The organism is Plantactinospora sp. WMMB782, from assembly GCF_049179135.1.
In the GTDB taxonomy this organism is placed as follows: Bacteria; Actinomycetota; Actinomycetes; order Mycobacteriales; family Micromonosporaceae; genus Plantactinospora.
Map to the genome: position 1 here is coordinate 4,483,421 of NZ_JBMHMC010000007.1, position 21,902 is coordinate 4,505,322.

Sequence of the window (21,902 nt, forward strand, 5' to 3'; positions counted from 1 at the left end):
AAACCCGCCCAGACCAGCCGATCGACCACGTCGGGTGTCGGTTCGGTGCCGGCCCGTGTCGGCCGGTGGAAAGCTCGACCGAATTGTTGCCGGGCCGGCGGGAGACGGGCCGGAGCGGACCGAGGTGATCTACTAGGGTGCCTTGTCATGACTGGCGGTTCAGGGGACGGGTTCACGGTAGACCCGACGGCGCTGGAGAGCTTCTCCAAGACCAGCTACGCCCGCGCGGACGACTTCGACGAGATCCGTGGCCGGCTCCGGGACGGTGCCGTCGGCCGTTCCTCCTTCGGCATCATGCCCGCCTCGTTCTCCCTCTACGAGCAGTACGAGTCGTGTCTGGACGAGTGTCTCCAGGCGTTGGCCGACGGGGTCGAGGTGATGGAGGTGATCGGCGACGCGATCACCGCCGAGCGGGACGCGTACCTGAACAGCGACGCCGCCGCGCAGGCCCGGTTCGGCGGCTGAGCCGGGTTACGACCGCGTCCGCCGAGGCGGGGCAGCACACCGAAGACCACGAAGGGGGAGGGCGCAGTGTCGACCGTCGCGCTCGAACGCAGCAAGACGTATTTCGAGCAGTTCGTCGGCTCCGTACCGGAGCCGCTCCAGGGGTTCACCCGGACGGTGCTGTCGCCGTTCGAGCAGCTGCTCGAACAGGTGGCCGGCGATCCCGACGACCTGATGCGGGGCGCCGAGCGCTGCCTCGCCGCGTCGAACGACGTGCTCGGCATCGCGGCGCAGCAGCAGGCCGACCGGGCCCAGCTCCAGCCGCCGGCCTGGGGCGGCAGCGCCCAGGAGGCGTTCCAGACCGGGCTGACGAACGTCGAGCAGACCGTCCGGCAGCTCGCCGAGGGCCTGAACGCGGCCAAGGAGGTGCTCGTCGAGGCGGCGAACGCGGCCGTCGACGCGTTCAACCTGCTCTGCGAACTGATCTTCGAGTTCCTGACCGCCTTCCTGATCGAGGCGATCATCGCCGCCGCCGCGGCGTTCCTCAGCTTCGGCGCGTCGATCGCCGCGTTCGTCGTGCGCTGGCTGGCCCGGCTGGCGCTGACCCTGGGCCGGGGCGCCCGGATCATCAGCAAGCTGGTCCGGATCCTGGTGAAGCTGGCCCGCAAGCTGGACGACGTCAAGGCGCTGCTCACCCGCTACCGTCAGCGGGTGATGGAGCTGCGCAAGCTGAAGAAGGAGTACGCCGTCTGGAAGCGGCAGGGCCGGACCGCACAGGGTCGGGCGATCCTTGCCGAGCACAGCCTCAAGGTCGGGGTGCCCCGGTTCGTCTTCAACCAGATCTCGCCGGTCAACCTGAGCGGCAAGGGCGGTGCGGCGCTGGACACCGCCGTCGGCATGCACGACATCTCGGACGGCCAGAAGGACCGCAACTACGCGACCGACGGCACGTACCGGCAGGACATCGGACCGTACACGAAGAGCGTGCAGGATCTGATCGACTCGGTGGGCTGACCGGCCGCTGCACGGACCGGCCGCCCGCACGGCGGAGTGGACGAGGGCAGGAGAGGACGACGTGGCGGAATATCCCGCGCTGGATCGGCTGGAGCAGCTCGCGAGCGGCCTGGACGACCTCCAGTTCCAGATGAACCGGCGGATCGAGGAACTCCAGGCGCAGCCGGTGGAGCTGGAGAGCGAGAGCGGTGCCGTCCGGGTGACTGTCGACCACGGGGGCCGGGTCGACCGGGTCGACATCACCTCCCGGGGGATGCGATACAGCCCGGATCAGCTCGGCGCGGAGATCACCGGCACCATCCGGCGGGCGCAGCGGGAGGCGACCCGGCGGTTGCAGGACTCCATGCGGGAGGTGCTGGGCAGCGCCGCGGACGACTATCCGCTGGGCTGAGCGATGCCCACCGACTACCGCCACCGCTATGCCGACGCGGCCGGCAGCAAGCTCGAACCCGGCGAGACGATCGTCGCGCTGACCGAGGCGAAGCGGCCGCGCGGCCTGGCTCCCGACCCGCCGCCGCGACCGCCTGCGCCCGCGCCTGGCGACGGGCCGGCGGTGGCCGGGATGGGGCTGGCGAACGTGGCGCTCAGCGGCATCGAGGCGATCGACAACATCGGCGGCGGGGGTCCGACCGACTGGCTGGTCCGGCTGCTCTTCGGCCGGGCCGCGCGCGGTCGGATCGACTCGGTCGCCGCCGACTACGTCCGGGCGGTACCCGCCGACGCCAAGCTGCTGGTGGTGGTCACGGAGCGGCGGATCGTGGTGTTCCGGGTCGGGCGGACCACCGGCGTGCGGCCGTTCGGCAAGCCGGCCAAACCGGTGGTGGCGGCGAAGCTGAAGCCGCTCTGGTCGGTCTCCCGGGCCGAGGTGAGCAGCGCCAGCCGGCGCTGGCACCGGCTGCACGGCGCCCGGCTCCGGGTCGGCTTCCGGGACGGCTCCTGGCTGGAGCTGACCGGCCCGCTCCGGATGGGCCGGCAGCGGGCCGGCGAGCTGCGCGACGCCCTCGGCGGCTGAACCCGACCATGTCACGTTCGCCGTTCGACGACTGGCGCACGGCCTTCACCGCCGAGGCCCGGCGGCGTGGGCTGCCCCGCGCCGAGATCCGCGCAGCGCTGACCGAGGTCGAGGTGTACTGCGCGGATCCGGCGACGGACCCGGTCGAGGCGTTCGGGGAGCCGGCCGGGTACGCCACGGCACTCGCCGAGGGGCCGCGGCCGGCGGAACCGGACCGGGCCGGTCGGCGGTCACCCTGGCTGGGCGGCTTCGTCGCCGCCAGCACCCTGGTCGGGGTGATGGCGCTGCTCGCCGGGGTCGAGGCGGTCAGCGGGTACGGCACCGCGGAGGTCACCGTCGGCCAGCTCGTCTCGGTACTCGCCGGGGTGGCCGGGATCGTCCTCGCCGTCGCGCTGCTGTTCCGGCCCGGACGGGCGTACCGGCCGGCTCCGGACTGGCGGTTCGGGCTGGTCGGGGCGGTCGCGATCGCCGTCACGGCGGTTCCGGTGCTGCTCTGGCCACAGGGGCTGCTCCGGCTGCCCGGCTGGCTGCCGCTCGCGATCGGTGTACTGCTGCTAATGGCCGCCTGGTGGCCGCTCGTGTCCGGTCGGCTGCTTCCGTTTCGGGCTGCCGTGCCGACCTCCGGCGCTGCGGCAGGCCGCCCCGACCGGCGGATCCTGCTGGTTCGCTGGGGCCTGCCGGTCGGGCTGCTCTGCGTGCTGCTCGTAGCCGTCCTGCTCGACGCCGCCGCCCCCGCCTGAGCCACCGCCGGCCCCTTGATGCCCCCGGCCCGTTAGTCGAACCGGCCCGGAGCCGGCCCCGGTCATGCCTGGAAATTCCGGTGCTGTTGCCGGCCGGCCACCACCGGGCCGAGCGGGGACTTCCGGTTCAGCGGTGATACCACCAGGTCATCATGATGACTCTGTGGTATCACGCTCACCGGGCATATGCCGTCCCCTCGACATCCCGGGCCCCGGCCCGGTACTCCGTCCGACGTAGGCGGTACTCCGGACGGGCAGCCGCGAATGTCGGTCCTGGGCGGACGCCGGCCGCCGCCCCGGCCGCCTAGCGTCGGTCCCGCAGACCCGACAGCGCCGCGCCACAGACAGCAGCGCCGCGCCACAGACCCGACAGCGCCGCGCCGCAGACCCGACAGCGCCGCGCCGCAGACCCGACAGCGCCGCGCCACAGACAGCAGCGCCGCGACCAGACGCGACGCAGACGTGACGCGGAAGTGACGGAGGAGGAGGCCGAGATGACGCCGGCGATCCCACAGGCACCGGACCTGGCCCGGCCGGGGATCTGGTACACCCTTGCCCCGGTCGCCCTGACCGTGCTCGGGGTGCCGATCGGCACCGCCGTCGCGGGGGCCCCGATCACCTACCCGGGAACCCTGCCACTGGCCACCTGGCTCGGCCTCCTCCTGCTGCTACGCCGCCGCTGGCCGGTGGCGGTACTGCTGGCCAGCCTGGCGGTGATCACCGCGTTCCGGGGGGCCGGACTCACCGAGGCCGGCTGGACCTGGCCGGCGTCGGTGATCTTCTTCCTGCTGGCCGCCGACGACACGCCACGGCGGCACGGCCTGCGCTGGGCGGTCGGCGCCGGACTGTTCCAGTTGACCTTCGCGGTGAACTGGCAGTGGACGGTCGAGGGCCAGGACGTGCAGCGGGCGATCGGGGAGGTCGGCGGCGAGGCGCTCGGGCTGGCCCTGACCATCGCGGTCGCGGTCGCGTTCCGCAACTGGCTGCGCTGGCGTGCGGAACTCGCCGCCGGGCTGGCCCACGCCGAGCAGGAGCGGCGGCTGGAGGCGGAGCGCCGGAGCGCGGAGGAGCGGTTGCAGATCGCCCGCGAGCTGCACGACGTGGTGGCGCACACGCTCACCGTGGTGGGCGTGCAGCTGCGGGTGGTGGACGAGGCGCTGGACGACTCGACCGACGACGCGCGGGCCGCGCTGCGTACCGCCCAGGAGGTCCGCGGGAAGGCGGTGGCCGACCTGCGGTCGCTCATCGACGTGCTGCGTGCGCCGGGCGACCGGCCGGACCCGGACGACGCGGTCCCGACCCCGCGGACCGTGCCGACCCCGGAGACCGTCCCGGCCCCGCAGACCGACCTGAGCGGCCTGGCCGAACTCGCCGCCCGGACCCGGGCCAGCGGTCTGGCGGTCACCCTCGACGTCACCGGCGAGCCGGGCAGGGTCGCCGCGCCGGTGGCGGTGGCCTGCTACCGGCTGATCCAGGAAGCCCTGACCAACACGGTGAAGCACGCGGACGCGCGGCGGGCGACGGTACGGCTGGCGGTCGATCCGGACGCTGTCCGGGTCGAAATACGCGACGACGGCACCGGTCCCGCCCCGGCGGCCGTGCCCGGGCACGGCCTCAACGGGATGCGGGAACGGGTCGCCGCCCTCGGGGGCACCTTCAGCGCCGGTGCGGCCGACGGAGGCGGCTACGCGGTCCGCGCGACAATTCCTGTGACAGGCTTCCGGCCGTGACCATCAGCGTGCTGCTCGCCGACGACCAGGCTCTGGTCCGGGCCGGATTCCGCAGTCTGCTGCGCCGGGACCGGGAGATCGAGGTGGTGGGCGAGGCGGCCAGCGGGGACGAGGCGGTGCGGCTGGCCCGGAGCCTGCGGCCGGACGTGGTGCTGATGGACATCCGGATGCCGGGCCTGGACGGCCTCGCCGCCACCGAGCGGATCGTCACGGACCCGGTGACGGCCGGCTGCCGGGTCGTCATCCTGACCACCTTCGAGACCGACGAGTACGTCTTCGCCGCACTGCGCGCCGGAGCCAGCGGCTTCCTCACCAAGGAGATCGAACCGGCCCAGCTCCGCCAGGCGGTCGGGATCGTCGCCGCCGGGGAGGCACTGCTCGCGCCGAGCGTCACCCGCCGGGTCATCGAGCAGTTCGCACACCGGCCGGTGACGGCGACCGACACCGGGGCCCGGCTGGCGGTGCTCACCGAGCGGGAGCGGGAGGTGCTCCGGCTGGTCGCCACCGGGCTGTCCAACGAACAGATCGCCGGGCGGCTCTTCATCAGCCCGCTGACCGCCAAGACGCACATCAGCCGGGCGATCAGCAAGCTCGGGGTCCGGGACCGGGTCCAGTTGGTGATCGTGGCGTACGAGACCGGGCTGGTCCGCCCCGGCGGCGAAACCCGGACGAGCCCGGACCGGCGCAACGACTAGGCTTGCAGGATTCTGTCCGGATGCCGCCGGGGGGCCGGCTGCCGCCCGAGAGCTGGAGTCTTGATGAGCACGACCGTCCTGCCCTCGTACGACGACGTCGTCGAGCGCTACGCCCCGGTGATCGGCCTGGAGACCCACGTCGAGCTGGGCACGAAGACCAAGATGTTCTGTGGCTGCCCGACCGACTTCGGCGGCGAGCCGAACACCCGGGTCTGCCCGGTCTGCCTCGGCCTGCCCGGGTCGCTGCCGGTGGCCAACAAGGCCGCGATCGAGGCGACCATCCGGATCGGCCTCGCGCTGAACTGCTCGATCGCGCCGTGGAGCCGGTTCGCCCGGAAGAACTACTTCTATCCGGACATGCCGAAGAACTACCAGATCAGCCAGTACGACGAGCCGCTCTGCGTGGACGGCTGGCTCGACGTGGAGGTCGTCGGCGAGGATGGCCAGCCCGAGCTGTTCCGGGTCGGCATCGAGCGGGTGCACCTGGAGGAGGACACCGGCAAAACGCTGCACGTGGGCGGCGCCACCGGGCGGATCCACGGTGCGACCGAGTCGCTTGTCGACTACAACCGGGCCGGCATCCCGCTTGTCGAGATCGTCACCAAGCCGATCCCGGGTACCGGCGCGGCGGCCCCGATCGTGGCCCGGGCGTACGTCACCGAGCTGCGGGACGTGATCCGCTCGCTGGGCGTCTCCGACGTGCGGATGGAGGAGGGCTCGCTGCGCTGCGACGTGAACACGTCGCTGTCGCCGGCCGGCTCCGCCGAGTGGGGCACCCGGACGGAGACCAAGAACGTCAACTCGCTGCGCTCGGTGGAGCGGGCGGTCCGGTCCGAGATGCTGCGCCAGGCCGGCGTACTCGACTCGGGTGGCCGGATCGTCCAGGAGACCCGGCACTTCCACGAGGACACCGGGGACACCACGCCGGGCCGGTCCAAGGAGACCGCCACCGACTACCGCTACTTCCCGGAGCCCGACCTGGTGCCGTTGGCCCCGGACGCGGCCTGGATCGCCGAGCTGAAGGCGGCGCTGCCGGAGCTGCCCCGGGTGCACCGGCGCCGGTTGCAGCAGGAGTGGGGGCTGAACGACCACGACATGCAGTCGGTGCTGAACGCCGGTGCGGTCGAGTTGATCGAGCAGACGGTGGCTGCCGGCACCACCCCGGCCGGTGCCCGGAAGTGGTGGCTGGGTGAGCTGTCCCGGCGGGCGAACGAGGCCGGTGTCGAGCTGGCCGCCGTGGGCGCCACCCCGGCCCAGGTGGCCGAGCTGCAGAAGCTTGTCGACGCGGGCAAGCTCAACGACAAGCTGGCCCGTACCGTGCTGGAGGGCGTGGTGGCCGGCGAGGGTTCGCCGAGCGAGATCATGGCGGCCCGGGGCCTGGAGGTCGTCTCCGACACCGGTGCGCTGACCGCCGCGGTGGACGAGGCGATCGCCGCCAACCCGGACATCGCGGCGAAGGTCCGCGACGGCAAGGTGGCCGCGGCCGGCGCCCTGGTCGGGGCGGTCATGAAGAGCACCCGGGGCGCGGACGCCAAGACCGTCCGCTCGCTGATCCTGTCCCGGCTCGGCGTCGAGGGCTGATCGTCGCCGGAGGGGCTCCCAACCGGCGCGGCCCGCGTCGGGGAGGGGCCCTCCGGCTTCTGACGGGTGGCCCTCGCCCGCGAGCGGCAGCTCCTCGCCCGCGAGCGGCAGCTCCTGCCCGTGCGTGTCAGCCGGTGGGTGTCGGGTCGGGGGGCGGGGCGCCGGCCGGCGGGACCGGGCTGGCCGGGGTGGGGGCACCCGGGGCCGGGCTGGTCGAACCCGGGCTCGGGGTGGCCGGGACCGGCGGCTCCGGTTTGTTGACGACGTGTCGCTCCAGGTTGACCTGGGCCTCGCCGGTGCCGCCGAGCATGATGTCGTCGTACGCCTGGAGTGCCCGCTGCTGGTCGAAGTAGAGCACGGACATCGCCAGCGGGGTCGGCTTGTCGCCCTCCAGCCCGCGCAGTCCCGCCCCGCCGGTGGAACCCTGCACCTGGAGCTGGGTCCGCATCGCGCCCGGCACCTCGGGCAGCTCGCGTACCTCGCGGTGGTGGGTGTGCCCGCTCAGCACCAGCGGTACGACGCCGGAGAGCCCGTTTGCCGACGCCGGATCGTGCACCAGGGCGATGTCGACCGGCCGGTTGTAGGCCCGGATGGTGGCGGCGAGCAGTTTTCCGGCCCCGGCCACCTGGTCGACGGTCTCCGGCAGGTTGCCGGACCCGGCCGGCGAGGTCTCCTTGTCCGGGGTGAACCGGGGGTCGCTGATCCCGGCGATGGTCAGCCCGGCGACGCTGAAGATCGCGTTGTCCAGCACGATCGCGTTCGGCTGCCGGCTGACGGCGGCGGCGGTGGCGGGCGAGTCGTGGTTGCCGCGGATGAAGACGTACGGCACCTTGAGCAGGCCGATCGAGCCGACGAAGGACGCCTCCGGCTCGCTGCCCCAGTCGGTCATGTCCCCGGTGTCGATCACCACGTTGATGTTGAACTGCTCGACCACGGTCCGGACCACCTGCCAGGCGGTCGGGTTCAGGTGCAGGTCGGAGACGTGCAGTACGCGTACGGTGCCCTGCTCCTGCTCGAAGATCGGCAGGGTGGAGACCGTGGTGTAGAGCTGGCTGACGTTGCCGACCATCCGCTGGAGCTGGTCGGCGTACCGGCCGTAGTCGTTGGCGATCCGCCGGGCGTCACCGACGATGGCCGGGGCGTTCACCAGCAGCCCCTCGTAGCGCGGTTCCTCGATCGAGTCCGGCCGGAAGGTCAGCGCGGCGATGCCGAGGCTGCCGCCGGTGATCACCAGGGCCAGGCCGCCGGCCCAGGCCACCCGGCGGGTACGCCGGAAGACCAGCGCGGCCAGGATCATGCTGGCCAGTACGGAGACCGCGACCGTGCGTACCCCGACCCGGATCACCCCGTTGGCGACGTCGCCGACGGCGGACTGGCTGGCCCGGCTGATGTTGGCCGGGTCGTCGATGAGCGCCTCGGTGCGGCGCTGGTCGAGCGAGCCGAGCCGGACCGAGAGGTGTGCCGGGCCGGCGTGGCTGCTGAGCTGGAGTGCGCCCAGCGGCGGGATGGTGACAGTGGTGCCACCGTCCACGGAGGGTGTGATCGCCATCTCGGCCCGGAACGGGCCGATGTCGGTCTGCATCCGCCCGCCGAGCAGGACGCCGAGCACGATCCCGAGCACGGTGACGCCGATCACCGACACGGCGAGTCCGGCCCGGCGGCTCGGTCGCGACGTCAGGACCGCCCAACCGCTTCGTACGGCGATCCGCCCGAAGCGCCACAGCGCCGCCGGGAACGGCACACGCCGAGCCGCCGGGGGCGGTGTGCCCCCGGCGGCTCCGGTGTCGTTCCTCCGCCTGTCCATGCTCAATCATCACCTGCCCGAAGTGTCATCATCAAAACCCGCCGCAGGTCCCGCCCCATTTCCACCGGGGGTATGAGCCCGCTCTCCCGGGAGGCTGCCACTCGCCGGCAGCACCGGGAGACTCAACTCCGGCCGGCGAGGCTCAGCTCTTGCCGGCCGCGCCGCCGGAGAAGACCAGCCGGAGGATCCGGTCGTCGTCGGGCGCCGGATCGCGCTTGCCGTCGTGGTTGGAGGTGGAGATCCACAACGAGCCGTCAGGTGCGGCGACCGCGGTCCTCAGCCGGCCGTACTCGCCGACCAGCAGGGGACGGGGCTGGCCGAGTACGGTGCCGTTGGCGGTGAGTTCGACGAGCCAGATCCGCATCCCCCGCAGGCAGGCCGCCACGAACACCCGGTCGATCATCGCCGCGCCCGAGCAGGACGCCTCGGCGGTGGTCCAGGTGACCAGCGGGTCGACGTACTTCTCCGCGTCGGTGTCCGTGCCGCGCCCCTCGACCTCGGGCCAGCCGTAGTTCTTGCCCGGTGTGATCAGGTTTACCTCGTCCCACCGGCTCTGGCCGAACTCGGTGGCGTAGAGCCGCTTGTCGGCGTCCCAGGCGATGCCCTGCACGTTGCGGTGCCCGTAGGACCAGACCAGGGAGTTCGGGTACGGGTTGCCCGGGGCCGGCTTGCCGGCCGGCGTCATCCGGAGGATCTTGCCGCCGAGGCTTCCGAGGTCCTGGGAGAGCCCGCGCTCCGAGGCGTCCCCGGTGGTGGCGTAGAGGAAGCCGTCCGGGCCGAAGCCGAGCCGGCCGCCGTTGTGGATGCCGGAGAGCGGGATGCCGGTGACGATAGGCGTCGGCCTGGAACCCAGGGTCAGCTTGGCGATCCGGTTGTCCTCGGCGGTCGAGTAGTAGACGAAGACCGTCTTGTCCCGCTGGTAGTCCGGGGAGACTGCGATGCCCAGCAGGCCGCCCTCGCCGGCCGCGTCGACCTCGGCGAGGGTCTGCACCGTGCTGACCTTGAGCCCCTTCGTGTCGGACTCCGGCCCGACCTTGAGGATCCTGGCGCTGTCCCGCTCGGTCACCAGCGCACCGCCGTCGGGCAGGAACGCGATCCCCCAGGGCACCCGCAGCCCGCTGGCCAGCACGGTTGCCGCGACCTGCTGCTCCGCGCCGCTCTGGCTGGGCGTGCTGGACGGGGTCGGGAACCGTGGCGGCTCGCCGGCCGGGTCCGGTTCCGGCTCGCCGAGGGCGCAACCGCCGGTGAGGAGGGCGGCCGCCGCGCAGAGCGCGACCGCCGCGCGCCGACGGCCGGATCTGGGGTACGGACGAGCGCTCACCCGGACCAGGGTAGTCCGATCTCGTCCCGTACCGCCCACCACCCGGTCGGCCGTCCGGGTTCCGTCGCCGGGGACTATCGTCGGCGTCCGTGAAGGTGTGGATCCCCCATCCCGTCGGACTGGAGCTGCTCGGCGAGATCCCGGCCGGGGTCACCGTCGAGGTCGCCCCGACGCCGGAGCAGCTTCCGTCGGATCCGGCCGGCGTCCGGTTCTGGGTACCGCCGTTCCTCGCCCAGGCCGCCGCCGTGCCGATGGCCGCCAAGCTGCCCGACCTGCGGGTGGTGCAGCTCCTCTCGGCCGGGGCGGACGTCTGGGTCGGCCGGCTGCCCGAGCACGTCATGCTCTGCGACGGGCGCGGGGTGCACGACTCCTCCACCGCCGAGTGGGTGGTCGCGGCGACCCTGGCGTACCTGCGGTCGTTCCCGGTCTTCGCGCTCGCCCAGTCCCGGCACGAGTGGTCGTACGACCGGGTCAACCCCACCGACGAACTGGCCGGCAAGCGGGTACTCGTCGTCGGCGCCGGCTCGATCGGGGCGGCCACCCGGGCCCGGCTGGCGCCGTTCGAGGTCGAGCTGACCATGGTCGCCCGGACCGCCCGCCCCGCCGAGGGGGTGTACGGGGTCGACGACCTGCCGGCGCTGCTGCCCGAGGCGGACGTGGTGGTGCTGCTGGTGCCGCTCACCGACGCCACCCGGGGACTCGTCGACGCCGGCTTCCTCGCCGCGATGCGGGACGGCGCGCTGCTGGTCAACGCCGCCCGCGGGCCGGTGGTGCAGACCGACGCGCTGGTCGCCGAGCTGGTGACCGGCCGCATCTCGGCGGCACTGGACGTCACCGAGCCGGAGCCACTGCCGGCCGGGCACCCGCTCTGGGACCTGCCCAACGTGCTGCTCACCCCGCACGTCGGCGGCTCGGTACGCGGTCTGCTGCCCCGGGGCTACCGGCTGGCCGGCGAGCAGTTGCGCCGTTTCGTGGCCGGCGAGCCGCTCGTCAACGAGGTGGTCGACGGCTACTGAGCGTCGGCCCGGGTCGGTCGGGTCAGTCAGTCGACGGCCACCACCGGGCGTCATCCGGGGCGACCCCACCAGCCGCTCTGTCAGTCGACGGTCGGATCCGGGGTGCGGCGGGACCCGTCGAGCGGCTGGCCGCTGGCGGCGACCAGACCGGGCAGGTCCGCGGCCCGGACCGCCGGCAGGGTCGCCGTACGGCCGTCGCGGAGTCGGACGACCGCCTGACCGCGCGGGTCGGGCGCCAGTTCCGCAACCTCCGTCCAGGGGATCCATCGCTGGCCGAGCAGGGCCCGGATCCGTATCCCGGCCGGGCTGGCGTCGGTGCCGGCCCGCCACGCCCAGACGCCGATCGCCACCGGCACCAGGAGCAGCGGAAGGAGGTACCAGCGGGCGGTGGCCAGCGGAAGGGCGCCGAGGAGCCCGAGGACGGCGGCCACCCAGATCGCCTGGCTGTGCCGGAAGCGCAGTGTGCCGGTCTTACCCACCCGGCGATTTTCGCACCCCGGCCCGTCCGCCCGGCCGGGGGCCTCGGACCGGCCGGGCCGAGTGGGGTCCTCCGGCCGGTCGGAACCGCTGGCCGGGCCGGGGTGGAGCGGCCTTGACCGGTTGCGGGAAGATTCGGCGAGCAACCGAAGTGGGAGATCCCTACCGGTGGACCCTCTCGACCTGCCCGGCGCGGGTGTGCGTCCCGGTCACCCGTCGCGGCGACCACGGGCTGTGCCGGGAAGGTGGAAAGGGTCCGTCACGTAACCATGCCCCCGGCCGATCGTTGGGGGTTGGTAGGACTCGTTTCGGCGGTTGCGCCCGGAGCGGGCCCAGTCTGACCCGCACCACGTCCGTGCCCCCTCTGCGAAGGCATCCCCGCCATGTTCGTGGCGCACATCCCGGATGGCCGAGCCCGCCGGCTGGTAGTCCGGACCATCGAGATCGGCGTCCCACTGCTCGCCGTGGGCGTCCTTCTCGCGGCTCACCTCGGCGCGCTGTCGCCCTATCCCGCCATGGCGGTCGCCGTCGGCACGGCCGCCGCGGTGGCTGCCGCCCGGCTGGTCCGGCTGGCCGTCCGCCTGCACACCGGCGGCACCGGCTTCGGCCCGTGCCGGGGCGCGGGCTTCCTCGGCTTCGGCATGGTCGCCAGCGCGCTCTCCTCGCCCGCCCTCCTCCTGGCGCCGGCCGGCGCCAGGCCGATGGTGGCGCTCGGGGGCCTGGTGCTGGCGTTCGCCCTCTACCTGTTCGGCATGACGATGCTGCCCGGCGCCGCCGGCACGGTGCGGGTACGGCTGCGCCGGGCCTTCGACGGGCTGAGCCTCGGCATCAGTCTCGCCTTCTCGGCCTGGGTGATCCCGCCAGCGCCGCTGCCGCCGCTCGCCCTGATCGCGGCGCTGCTCGCCGTAGTCGGCCTTCCGGTGGTCACCATCACCACGCTGCGGGCGTACGAGTACCGGCGGTCCGCCGCGCTCTGCGGCACCGGCGCCGGACTGGCGGTCTTCGGGCACTCGCTGATCACCGTGCTGCTCGGCTCCGGCGCGTCGGCCGAGGCGCTGCCGCTGCTCGCCGTCTCGCTTGTCGTCGGCCCGGCCCTGATCGCCGCAGGTGCCCGCCGGGCCAGGCCACCGGGTCAGCCCCCTGCCGTCCCGGGCGAGCCGCAGACCACCCTCAGCGCCTATCCGCTGCTCACCATCCCGGCGATCCTGGCGACGCTCTCCGCGCTCTGGCACCTGGTCACCGTCGGCGCCTTCGACGCCACCTCCATCCTGCTCGGCCTGGCCGTGATCCCGACGCTCGTGGTCCGGGAGGTACTGGTGATGCTGGACATCCGCCGGTACGCCAGGCGGCTGGCGACCCAGGAGGCGCACTTCCGCTCGCTGGTCTCCGGCGCCAACGACCTGACGATGATCGTGGGTGCGGACCTGCTGATCCGCTGGCAGTCGCCGACCGCCGCCCGGCTCTTCGGGCTCTCCGACGCCGACGTGCTGGGCCGGGCGTTCCCGAACCTGATGCACCCGGACGACGCCGCCGACGTCACCCGGGTGCTCACCGACGTGCTCGCCGGACGCGAGGTGCCGAGCGGGCGTCCGCAACTCGTCACCGCCCGGCTGCGCGACGGGCACGGCAGCTGGCGGGACACCGAGTCCACGGTCAGCGACCAGCGGGCGGTGCCCGAGGTCGCCGCACTGGTGGTGCACGTCCGGGACGTCAGCGAACGGCAGCGGCTGGAACGCAAGCTCAACGAGCTGGCCTTCACCGACGAACTCACCGGGCTGGCCAACCGCCGGGAACTGATGCGGACCATCGTCACCCAGCGGGCGGTGGCGGGGCACACCGGGGCGCTGCTGGTGATCGACCTGCACGGGATGTCCGGGATCAACGACGCGCACGGGCGGCAGATGGGCGACGCCGTACTCGCCGAGGCGGGGCGGCGGCTGAAGTCCGGGGTGGGCAGTGCCGACGTGGTGGCCCGGCTGGGCGGGGACGAGTTCGCGGTGGTGACCGTGGACCGGCCGGTACTCGCGTACGCGACGGGGACCCGGCTGCTCACCGCACTCACCGCGCCGTACCCGATGCCCGGTGCGGTGCTGCACCTCGGCACCAGCATCGGGCTGGCCGACCTCTCCGGTGGGGACGGTGTCGACGACGTGCTCCGCCGGGCCGACCTGGCCCGGTTGCGCGCCCGGCAACTCGGCCGCAACCGCGTCGAGTGGTACGACGACGAGTTGGAGGAGCAGTTCACCCGCCGGCTCGACCTGGAACGCGAGTTGCCGGGTGCGGTACGGCGGGGCGAGCTGGACCTGGTCTTCCAGCCGGTGCTCGACCTCGACGACCAGCAGCCGGTCGGCACCGAGGCGCTGCTGCGCTGGCGGAACCCGGCACTCGGCACCGTGCTGCCGGCCGAACTCCTGCCGGTGGCCGAGGACCTGATGCTGCTGGAGGAGCTGGCCCGCTGGGTGTTGGACAACGCCTGCCGACAGCTTGCCGCCTGGTCGCAGCGGCCCCGCCCGCTCTGGATGTCGATCAACATCTCGTCCCGGGAGCTGATCGCGCCCGATTTCGTCAGCTGGGTGAGCGCCTCGCTGGCCGAGCACCGGGTCGAGCCGGAGCGGCTGGTGGTGGAGATCGCCGAGCCTCGGGGCGCCGTCGACGTGCCGACGGTGGTGACCCAGCTCGCCGGGCTGCGGGCGCTCGGCGTACGGACCGCGCTCGACGACTTCGGCAGCGGTCAGGCGTCGCTGGCCCAGCTCCGCCGGCTGCCTGTCGACTTCCTCAAGGTGGACCGGACCCTGGTCACCGAGGGCGGCACCCGGGAGGGCGAGCACAAGCCCTTCATCGACGTACTCGTCAGTCTCGGCAAGCGGTTCGGCCTGGAGATCATCGCCGAGGGTCTGGAGACGCCGGGGCAGGTGGAGCAGGCCCGCCGGGCGGGCTGCAAACTCGGTCAGGGGTACGCGCTGTCCCGACCCGCCCCGGCGGAGCGGGTCGAGGCGTACCTGGAGGAGTTTCCCAGCCCGTCCCGCTGACCCGCGTCCGCGGCCGGCCCGGCGGAGTCCGACGGTGCCCGTCGGGCGTCAGCCGGCGGTGTAGCCCGGCATCGGGTACGCCGCCAGCAGGTCCCGGACCTCGCCGGCGATCCGGTCCAGGGTCGCCTCGTCGTCCTTGACCGCCGCGCTCACCGCCTCGTCCATCCAGGCCGCCACCTGCGGCATCTGCTCCTCGGTCAGCCCCCGTGTGGTGAGCGCCGGGGTGCCGAACCGGATGCCGGACGGGTCGAACGGCTTACGCGGGTCGTACGGCACCGTGTTGTAGTTCAGTTCGATGCCGGCCCGGTCCAGCGCCTGCGCGGCCGGCTTGCCGGCGATCCCCTTGCCGGTCAGGTCGGCCAGGATCAGGTGGTTGTCGGTGCCGCCGGAGGAGAGCGTGAAGTCCCGCTCGACGAGGGCCGCCGCCAGCGCCCTGGCGTTCGCGACGACCTGGTGGGCGTACCGGCGGAACTCCTCGGTGCCGGCCTCCCGCAGCGCGACCGCGATCCCGGCGGTGGTGTGGTTGTGCGGGCCGCCCTGTAGGCCGGGGAAGACGGCCTTGTCGACCGCGGCGGCGTGCTCGGCGGTCGTCATGATCATGGCGCCGCGCGGGCCGCGCAGGGTCTTGTGCGTGGTGGTGGTGATCACGTCGGCGTGTCCGACCGGCGACGGGTGGGCACCACCGGCGACCAGACCGGCGATGTGCGCGATGTCGGCGACCAGCACCGCGCCGACCTCGCGGGCGATCTCGGCGAAGCCGGCGAAGTCGATGGTCCGGGGCACGGCGGTACCGCCGCAGAAGATCAGCTTCGGCCGCTCCCGCCGGGCCAGGTCGCGGACCTCGTCCAGGTCGATCCTGCCCGTCTGCGCCGAGACGCCGTAGCGGACCGGGTTGAACCACTTGCCGGTGGCCGAGACCGACCAGCCGTGCGTCAGGTGCCCGCCCATCGGCAGCGCCATGCCCAGCACGGTGTCGCCGGGGGAGAGGAACGCCAGGTAGACCGCGAGGTTGGCCGGGGAGCCGGAGTACGGCTGCACGTTGGCGTGCGCGACCCCGAAGAGTTCCCGGGCCCGGGTCACCGCGAGCGTCTCGATCGGGTCGACGAACTGCTGACCCTCGTAGTAGCGGCGGCCGGGGTAGCCCTCCGAGTACTTGTTCGTCAGCACCGTGCCGCTGGCTTCGAGTACCGCGGTCGAGACGTAGTTCTCGGAGGCGATCATCCGCAGTTTGTCGTGCTGCCGGGTCGCCTCGGACTCGATCAGCGTCGCCAACTCCGGGTCGGCGGCGGTCAGGCTGGGAATCGCGGGTACGTGCACGGTGATTGTCCTCCTGGCTGGGCTCCGCCTCGCCGCCGATGCTATCGGGTTTCCGGCCGGTGGCCGGCGGCGCACCCTACGGGGTGGCCCGACGTCGCACGGCCGTCGTCCGCGCCAGATTTGTCCTGTCGGGCCCTGTCGTTGGGTCCAGACAGGGAACGTTCCGACGGGTCCAGGTCCCTTAGGTAGGTATGGGCTTGTTTCGGAGGGCGGAACCCGCAGGCTATGAGGACTTTGTCGCCAGCCGGTACCGGGAGATCGTCCGCTTCGGCGCGCTGCTGACCGGGGACGGCCGCCTGGGCGAGGATCTTGCCCAGGAGGGTCTGATCGCGGCCTATCGGGCGTGGCATCGGTTGGGCCTGCCAGACGGGCGACCGGAGGCGTATGTCCGGCAGGTGATGGTCCGTGCCGCGATGCGGGCCAGGCGCCGGCGATGGCGCGACGAGGTGCCGACCGAGGCGTTGCCGGAGGCGTCCGGTCATGGTTTCGCGGATCAGGCGGAGCTCAGCGTGCAGGTGCTCGAAAGTCTGCGCCGGCTGCCCGCCGACCAGCGGATGGTGCTCGTCCTGCGGTTCTGGGCCGATGCCTCCGAGGCCGAGGTCGCGCGGATCCTCGGTGTCCCGGTGGGAACGGTCAAGAGCCGCACGTCCCGTGCCCTGGCGACGTTGCGCGGCAGCGGCCTACTCGTCGAATCCTCCAAGGAGACCTCATGAATCCCAACCATGCCAGGGAACTGCTCGAACGCGCGGCAGCGTCCGTGACACCCTCCGAGACCGATCCCGCCTCCCGGCTGGTCAGCCTCGGGCGGCGCTCGGTGCAGCGTCGCCGCCGGGCCTGGGGAACCGCTGGCGGCGTCGCCGTCGCCGCTGCGGTTTCGGCCGCCATGGCACTGCCCCTTGGAACGACGACTCCGACCGGGTCGAAGGCGGCCGGGGCGCCCGGGACAACGGTGCGCGTGGGTGACCTGTCGGTCACCGTGCCGGAGGGCTGGCGGACCAGCCGGGTCGACACCTTCGAACCCTGCACCGCGCAGCCGCGCACCATCTATCTCGCCGCGCGCTGGCGGGTCGACCGAACGAAGGATCTCCGCCCCGGGGGCATACCACCGCAGTGCACGTCAGAAGGTCAGACGTGGATGGCTGTCGTGGGAAGGGGCGTTGGCAAGCGCCTCAGCCCGAGCCGGTTGGTGGTCGAGGACAAGCAGGTGATCCAGGTCGAGCAGAACCTTGTCCGCAACGTCGCGTCCATGTGGGCCTACCACGCCTTCAGCGAGGGCGAGGCACTGGCGCCGACGGTCTTCATCTCCGGCGACGAGGAGGGGCGCGAGCAGCTACTCGAGCGCGTCACCTGGCCTGCGGGCCCACCAGCTCCTGCTTCCGGCGGTCTGGCGCTCCCGGCGCGCATCAGCAGCGCCGTGAGCGAGAAGGACGGCCCCATGGTCGCCGCGGCGGATGCCGTGACGGTGACCCGGATTCGGACAAAGCTCGCCGAGCTGCGCGAGACGGTGCCCGCCGGTGAGGAATGCACCCTGCAGAAGCCCGGTGCGATCGGAATCAGTCTTGGCGAGGTCACCGTGGTGCTGGGCGACGCGACGTGTCCGCAGGCGATCTCGACCGGGGGCGGACGTGTCCGGGTCCCGGCCGACCTGGGCAAGGATCTGCTCGATCTCATCGTCGCTAGCGACCGGGCCGCGACCGAGGCGGCCACCAACGATTGACCGTCGCCCTCCCGTCGATGGATGGGTGGGTGGGGCGAGGGCGGGTTCTCGGATGGTCGAGGCCCGTCCTCGCCCGGCGGGGTGCCTTCAGGGGTGGCGGGGCGGTGCGGTGCTGCCGCGCGGGATGAGGTGGGCGGTCTCGTCCTGGTAGTCGCCGAGCGGCTGCCCGGCGATGGCGGCCAGCAGCCGGCCCGCGGCGTGCGCCCCGTACGCCGGGATGTCCCGGTGCAGTGCGGTCAGCGACGGGTGGACGAGCTGGCAGAGCGGCGAGTCGTCCCAGGCCACGATGGAGACGTCGGCGGGGACGGCCAACCCCATCTCCTGGGCCACCGCGAGACCGGCGATGGCCATCACGTCGTTGTCGTACACGATCGCGGTCGGTCGGTCGGCGGAGCTGAGCAGGCGCCGGGTGGCCCGGGCGCCCTCTTCACCGCTGTAGTCGGACGAGACGGTGACCGTACGCTCCAGACCGAGCCGGCGGGAGACGACACCGAACGTCTCGGTGCGGATCTCGGTGTGCCGCAGGCCGGGCAGTCCGCCGATCCGGGCGATCTGCCGGTGGCCGAGCGCGACGAGGTATTCGAGCACCTCGGTCAGGGCCGCCGACTCGTCGGACCAGACGTGGTCGAGCCCGCCGCCCCCCGGCCCGCCGATCACCACCGCCGGCAGGCGCAACTCCGCCAGCACCGGGACCCGGCGGTCGTCGACCCGCAGGTCGCAGACGAGTACGCCGTCCACCCGCCGCTCGCCCCACCAGCGCCGGTAGACCGCGATCTCGGCCTCCGGGCTGGCCACCACCTGGAGGGTCAGCGCGTACGACCGGGCGGAGAGTTCCGCCTCCACCCCGCTGATCAGCTCCATGAAGAACGGCTCGACGCCGAGGATCCGGGCCGGCCGGCAGAGTGCCAGCCCGACCGCGTTGGCGGTGGCTCCGGAGAGTGCCCGTGCGGCGCTGTTGGGATTGAAGCCGATCTCCCGGGCGATGGCGAGGATGCGTTGCCGGGTGGCGTCCGAGACGCCGGGTTGTCCGTTCAGGGCGTAGGAGACCGCACCCTTGGAAACACCGGCCCGGCGGGCCACGTCCGCGATTGTCGGCCGTTTCACCGGCGCTCCTTCGTCTGCGACGACCCGAGCTCGGGTGGGCCGGTCGGGTCACCTGCGCGCTGTGTCGTGCCGTCGCGCGGGCCGGGAGGGCTCACGCAGGTCACGGGCGGGAACTTTTCCGGTTAAGCATAGCGATGCGGGATGGTCACCCGGAGATCGATCGTCGGGCATTCGAGCCGATTCGGCGGTCGTTGACAGCGTCGGAGGGCGCCCGTACGGTGACGTTACTTATCCGGTTCAGTCGACGTCTTTCGATGTCTTCGGTGGGCTTCCCGGTGCGGCGACGGCGCTCTCTACCAGGGGGTTCGCGCCGAGGTCGTAGTCGGTGGCGACCTGAGGGAATCCGGTCGTGGTCGGTCGCGACCGAGGAGATCCGGTCACGACCCGAGGAAGTTGAGGTGCCCGTGACGTCCTGGCAGAGCCTGCACGACGGTTGGTCGCTGACCGCGGTCGACGACCCGGACATCCCGGCGGCGGTCGCGTCGGCCCGGGTTCCGGCCACCGTGCCCGGCTGCGTGCACACCGACCTGCTCGCCGCCGGACTGATCCCGGACCCCTATCTCGACCAGCACGAACTCGAACTGGGCTGGATCGGCCACACCGACTGGTGCTACGAAACCACGTTCCACTGGCCCGGCTACGGCAGTGGCGCTGACGGTGGCCGGGTAGAGCTGGTCTGCGCCGGTCTGGACACGGTGGCCACGGTCACCCTCAACGGCGTCGAGCTGGGGCGCACCGCCAACATGCACCGCGGCTACTCCTTCGACGTCCGGCCGGTGCTGCGGGTCGGCGCCAACGTGCTGCGGGTGCGGTTCGACTCGGCGTACCGGTATGCCGAGGCGGAGCAGCGCCGGCTCGGCGCGCGGCCGAAGGCGTACCCGACGCCGTTCAACTTCGTCCGCAAGATGGCCTGTAACTTCGGCTGGGACTGGGGGCCGGAGCTGGTCACCGCCGGAATCTGGCAGGAGATCGGGCTGCGCACCTGGCGGACCGCGCGGCTGGCCGAGGTCCGCCCGCAGGTCACCGTCGCCGGCGCCGAGGGCCGGGTCACGGTACGCGTCGACGTCGACCTCGCCGACGACCGGACCGCCGCCGGCCCACTCACCGTCCGGGCCACCGTGGCCGGCGAGGTCGCCGAGGTCGTGCTGGCACCCGGGCAGCGCACCGCCGAACCGGCCGTCACCGTCGCCGACCCCGAACTGTGGTGGCCCCGGGGGTACGGCGGCCAGCCGCGCTATCCGCTCACCGTCACCCTGCACGCCGGGGACCGGGAGCTGGACACCTGGCAGCGGCGGATCGGCTTCCGCTCGGTACGCCTGGAGACCGGCACCGACGAACACGGCTCGGCGTTCACAGTCGTCGTCAACGACCTGCCGATCTTCGCCCGGGGCGTCAACTGGATCCCGGACGACTGCTTCCCGCACCGGGTGACCCGGCAGCGCTACGCCGAACGCCTCCGCCAGGCCTGCGACGCGGGCGTCAACTTCCTGCGCGTCTGGGGCGGCGGCCGGTACGAGTCCGAGGACTTCTACGACCTCGCCGACGAGCTGGGCCTGCTGGTCGGGCAGGACTTCCTCTTCTCCTGTGCCGCCTATCCGGAGGAGGAGCCGTTCCGCACCGAGGTACGCGCCGAGGCGGCCGAGCAGATCGTCCGGCTGGCCAGCCATCCGAGCCTGGTGCTCTGGTTCGGCAACAACGAGAACATCTGGGGCTGGCACGACTGGGGTTGGCGGCAGGAGCTGGCCGACCGGAGCTGGGGGGCCGGCTACTACTTCGAGCTGCTGCCCGGCCTACTGTCCGAACTGGACCCGACCCGCCCGTACTGGCCGGGCAGCCCGTGGTCGGGGCGGCCGGAGATCCACCCGAACGACCCGGCACACGGCAGCACGCACATCTGGACGGTGTGGAACCAGATCGACTACTCGCACTACCGGGACTACCTGCCCCGGTTCGTCGCCGAGTTCGGCTGGCAGGGCCCGGCCAGCTACGCCACGCTGCGCCGGGCGATCTCCGATCCGGGCGGGCTGGCCGTCGACTCGGCGGCGATGGCGCACCGGCAGAAGGCCGGCGACGGCCAGCTCAAGCTCACCCGGGGCCTGGCGGCACACCTGCCGGCACCGCGCGACTTCGACGACTGGCACTACCTGACCCAGCTCAACCAGGCGCGGGCGATGAGCGTCGGGGTGGAGCACCTGCGGTCGTACCGGCCGATCTGCATGGGCAGCGTCGTCTGGCAGCTCAACGACTGCTGGCCGGTCACGTCCTGGGCCGCCGTCGACGGCGACGGCCGCCGCAAACCTCTCTGGTACGCGCTGCGCCGCGCCTACGCCGACCGGCTGCTCACCATCCAGCCGAGGCAGGACGGGCTGGCCCTGGTGGCCGTCAACGACGGTGGTGCACCGTGGACCGGTCGGGTGGACGTGACCCGGCTGACCCTGGCCGGCGAACCGAGGGGCAAGGCGTCGGTCGAGCTGTCGGTGCCGCCGTACTCGCAGATGCGCTGGGCGCTGCCGGCGGACGTCGCCACCGCCGACGATCCGCGCGCCGAACTGCTGGTCGCCGACCCCGGCGGGGACGGCGGGGACGGCGGGCGGAGCTTCTGGTTCTTCGCCGAGGACCACGAGTTGGCGTACCCGTCGGCCGGCTACGACGCCACTGTCGAGCCCGCACCGGACGGGGTACGGGTCCGGGTCACCGCCCGGACGATCCTGCGCGACCTGGTACTCGCCCCGGACCGGCTCGACCCGGCGGCCGAGGTGGACGAAGCACTCGTCACGCTGCTGCCGGGGGAGTCGACGACGTTCACCGTACGGTCCGGGATGTCACTGGACCCGACGGCACTCACCACCCGTCCGGTACTCCGCTGTGTGAACGACCTGGTCCCGGGTTTCTGAGTCGGTC

General features: G+C 72.7%; 18 protein-coding genes. 13 read left to right on the forward strand and 5 right to left on the reverse strand.

The genetic code is table 11. The annotated features are described in order from the left end of the window. Positions 1-147 precede the first annotated feature (147 nt). The 8 genes from ACN28A_RS22380 (at position 148) to gatB (ending at position 7,216) form a co-directional block, all read left to right on the forward strand. Complete coding sequence (locus tag ACN28A_RS22380; RefSeq protein WP_421397654.1) at positions 148-465, forward strand: hypothetical protein; 318 nt, start codon at positions 148-150, stop codon at positions 463-465. 66 nt (positions 466-531) lie between these two features. Continuing rightward, positions 532-1,458 (forward strand): WXG100 family type VII secretion target, encoded by a 927-nt coding sequence (locus ACN28A_RS22385; protein ID WP_421397657.1) that lies wholly within the window; start codon positions 532-534, stop codon positions 1,456-1,458. Between the two features lie 61 nt (positions 1,459-1,519). Then, on the forward strand, positions 1,520-1,849 hold the full coding sequence (locus ACN28A_RS22390) for a YbaB/EbfC family nucleoid-associated protein (protein WP_421397659.1): 330 nt from the start codon (positions 1,520-1,522) through the stop codon (positions 1,847-1,849). Positions 1,850-1,852: 3 nt separating this feature from the next. Then, positions 1,853-2,470 carry a hypothetical protein gene (locus ACN28A_RS22395; protein WP_421397661.1) on the forward strand — a complete coding sequence of 206 codons (618 nt, stop codon included), beginning with the start codon at positions 1,853-1,855 and terminating at the stop codon, positions 2,468-2,470. Positions 2,471-2,478: 8 nt separating this feature from the next. Beyond that, a complete protein-coding gene (locus ACN28A_RS22400; protein ID WP_421397664.1) occupies positions 2,479-3,210 on the forward strand; it encodes a hypothetical protein in 732 nt (243 codons plus the stop codon). Between the two features lie 494 nt (positions 3,211-3,704). Further along, positions 3,705-4,940 carry a sensor histidine kinase gene (locus ACN28A_RS22405; RefSeq protein WP_421397666.1) on the forward strand — a complete coding sequence of 412 codons (1,236 nt, stop codon included), beginning with the start codon at positions 3,705-3,707 and terminating at the stop codon, positions 4,938-4,940. Then, positions 4,937-5,635 carry a response regulator gene (locus ACN28A_RS22410; protein ID WP_421397668.1) on the forward strand — a complete coding sequence of 233 codons (699 nt, stop codon included), beginning with the start codon at positions 4,937-4,939 and terminating at the stop codon, positions 5,633-5,635. Before ACN28A_RS22405 ends, ACN28A_RS22410 begins: the two co-directional genes overlap by 4 nt. A gap of 63 nt (positions 5,636-5,698) precedes the next feature. Continuing rightward, positions 5,699-7,216, forward strand: coding sequence for an Asp-tRNA(Asn)/Glu-tRNA(Gln) amidotransferase subunit GatB (gene gatB, locus ACN28A_RS22415; RefSeq protein WP_421397670.1), 1,518 nt, complete (start codon positions 5,699-5,701; stop codon positions 7,214-7,216). A gap of 127 nt (positions 7,217-7,343) precedes the next feature. On the opposite strand, the gene ACN28A_RS22420 is transcribed toward gatB, so the two are convergent. Continuing rightward, a complete protein-coding gene (locus ACN28A_RS22420) occupies positions 7,344-9,020 on the reverse strand; it encodes a metallophosphoesterase family protein (protein ID WP_421397672.1) in 1,677 nt (558 codons plus the stop codon). 142 nt (positions 9,021-9,162) lie between these two features. Further along, positions 9,163-10,341, reverse strand: coding sequence for a PQQ-dependent sugar dehydrogenase (locus tag ACN28A_RS22425; protein ID WP_421397675.1), 1,179 nt, complete (start codon positions 10,339-10,341; stop codon positions 9,163-9,165). Positions 10,342-10,430: 89 nt separating this feature from the next. Here ACN28A_RS22425 and ACN28A_RS22430 point away from each other — a divergent pair, with 89 nt between their 5' ends. Then, the gene (locus ACN28A_RS22430; RefSeq protein WP_421397678.1) at positions 10,431-11,357 is read left to right on the forward strand and encodes a 2-hydroxyacid dehydrogenase; all 927 of its coding nucleotides are present in this window, start codon (positions 10,431-10,433) and stop codon (positions 11,355-11,357) included. Positions 11,358-11,437: 80 nt separating this feature from the next. Here the strand turns inward: ACN28A_RS22430 and ACN28A_RS22435 are convergent, their stop codons facing one another. After that, positions 11,438-11,836: a PH domain-containing protein gene (locus tag ACN28A_RS22435; protein ID WP_421397679.1), complete on the reverse strand. Its 399-nt coding sequence runs from the start codon at positions 11,834-11,836 to the stop codon at positions 11,438-11,440. A 381-nt stretch (positions 11,837-12,217) separates the two neighbouring features. Here ACN28A_RS22435 and ACN28A_RS22440 point away from each other — a divergent pair, with 381 nt between their 5' ends. Beyond that, complete coding sequence (locus tag ACN28A_RS22440) at positions 12,218-14,863, forward strand: EAL domain-containing protein (RefSeq protein ID WP_421397681.1); 2,646 nt, start codon at positions 12,218-12,220, stop codon at positions 14,861-14,863. A gap of 48 nt (positions 14,864-14,911) precedes the next feature. On the opposite strand, the gene glyA is transcribed toward ACN28A_RS22440, so the two are convergent. Next, the gene (gene glyA / locus ACN28A_RS22445; protein WP_421397684.1) at positions 14,912-16,180 is read right to left on the reverse strand and encodes a serine hydroxymethyltransferase; all 1,269 of its coding nucleotides are present in this window, start codon (positions 16,178-16,180) and stop codon (positions 14,912-14,914) included. Between the two features lie 191 nt (positions 16,181-16,371). On the opposite strand from glyA, the gene ACN28A_RS22450 reads away from it, so the two are divergent. Both ACN28A_RS22450 and ACN28A_RS22455 read left to right on the forward strand, forming a co-directional pair. Beyond that, positions 16,372-16,893 carry a SigE family RNA polymerase sigma factor gene (locus ACN28A_RS22450; RefSeq protein ID WP_421397687.1) on the forward strand — a complete coding sequence of 174 codons (522 nt, stop codon included), beginning with the start codon at positions 16,372-16,374 and terminating at the stop codon, positions 16,891-16,893. Then, the gene (locus tag ACN28A_RS22455) at positions 16,890-17,897 is read left to right on the forward strand and encodes a hypothetical protein (RefSeq protein ID WP_421397689.1); all 1,008 of its coding nucleotides are present in this window, start codon (positions 16,890-16,892) and stop codon (positions 17,895-17,897) included. The genes ACN28A_RS22450 and ACN28A_RS22455 overlap by 4 nt, the downstream gene beginning before the upstream one ends. Positions 17,898-17,984: 87 nt before the next feature. Here the strand turns inward: ACN28A_RS22455 and ACN28A_RS22460 are convergent, their stop codons facing one another. Then, entirely contained in the window at positions 17,985-19,001 is a 1,017-nt protein-coding gene (locus tag ACN28A_RS22460; protein WP_421397691.1) for a LacI family DNA-binding transcriptional regulator, read from the reverse strand. Between the two features lie 404 nt (positions 19,002-19,405). Between ACN28A_RS22460 and ACN28A_RS22465 the strand changes: the two genes are divergently transcribed. Beyond that, positions 19,406-21,895 carry a glycoside hydrolase family 2 protein gene (locus ACN28A_RS22465; protein WP_421404573.1) on the forward strand — a complete coding sequence of 830 codons (2,490 nt, stop codon included), beginning with the start codon at positions 19,406-19,408 and terminating at the stop codon, positions 21,893-21,895. Positions 21,896-21,902 lie beyond the last annotated feature (7 nt).

Coding starts and splice junctions, on each gene's coding strand:
- ACN28A_RS22380 (WP_421397654.1), top strand. CDS start 148: ATGACTGGCGGTTCAGGGGACGGGTTCACGGTAGACCCGACGGCGCTG.
- ACN28A_RS22395 (WP_421397661.1), top strand. CDS start 1,853: ATGCCCACCGACTACCGCCACCGCTATGCCGACGCGGCCGGCAGCAAG.
- ACN28A_RS22400 (WP_421397664.1), top strand. CDS start 2,479: ATGTCACGTTCGCCGTTCGACGACTGGCGCACGGCCTTCACCGCCGAG.
- ACN28A_RS22405 (WP_421397666.1), top strand. CDS start 3,705: ATGACGCCGGCGATCCCACAGGCACCGGACCTGGCCCGGCCGGGGATC.
- gatB (WP_421397670.1), top strand. CDS start 5,699: ATGAGCACGACCGTCCTGCCCTCGTACGACGACGTCGTCGAGCGCTAC.
- ACN28A_RS22420 (WP_421397672.1), bottom strand. CDS start 9,020: ATGGACAGGCGGAGGAACGACACCGGAGCCGCCGGGGGCACACCGCCC.
- ACN28A_RS22440 (WP_421397681.1), top strand. CDS start 12,218: ATGTTCGTGGCGCACATCCCGGATGGCCGAGCCCGCCGGCTGGTAGTC.
- ACN28A_RS22450 (WP_421397687.1), top strand. CDS start 16,372: ATGGGCTTGTTTCGGAGGGCGGAACCCGCAGGCTATGAGGACTTTGTC.
- ACN28A_RS22455 (WP_421397689.1), top strand. CDS start 16,890: ATGAATCCCAACCATGCCAGGGAACTGCTCGAACGCGCGGCAGCGTCC.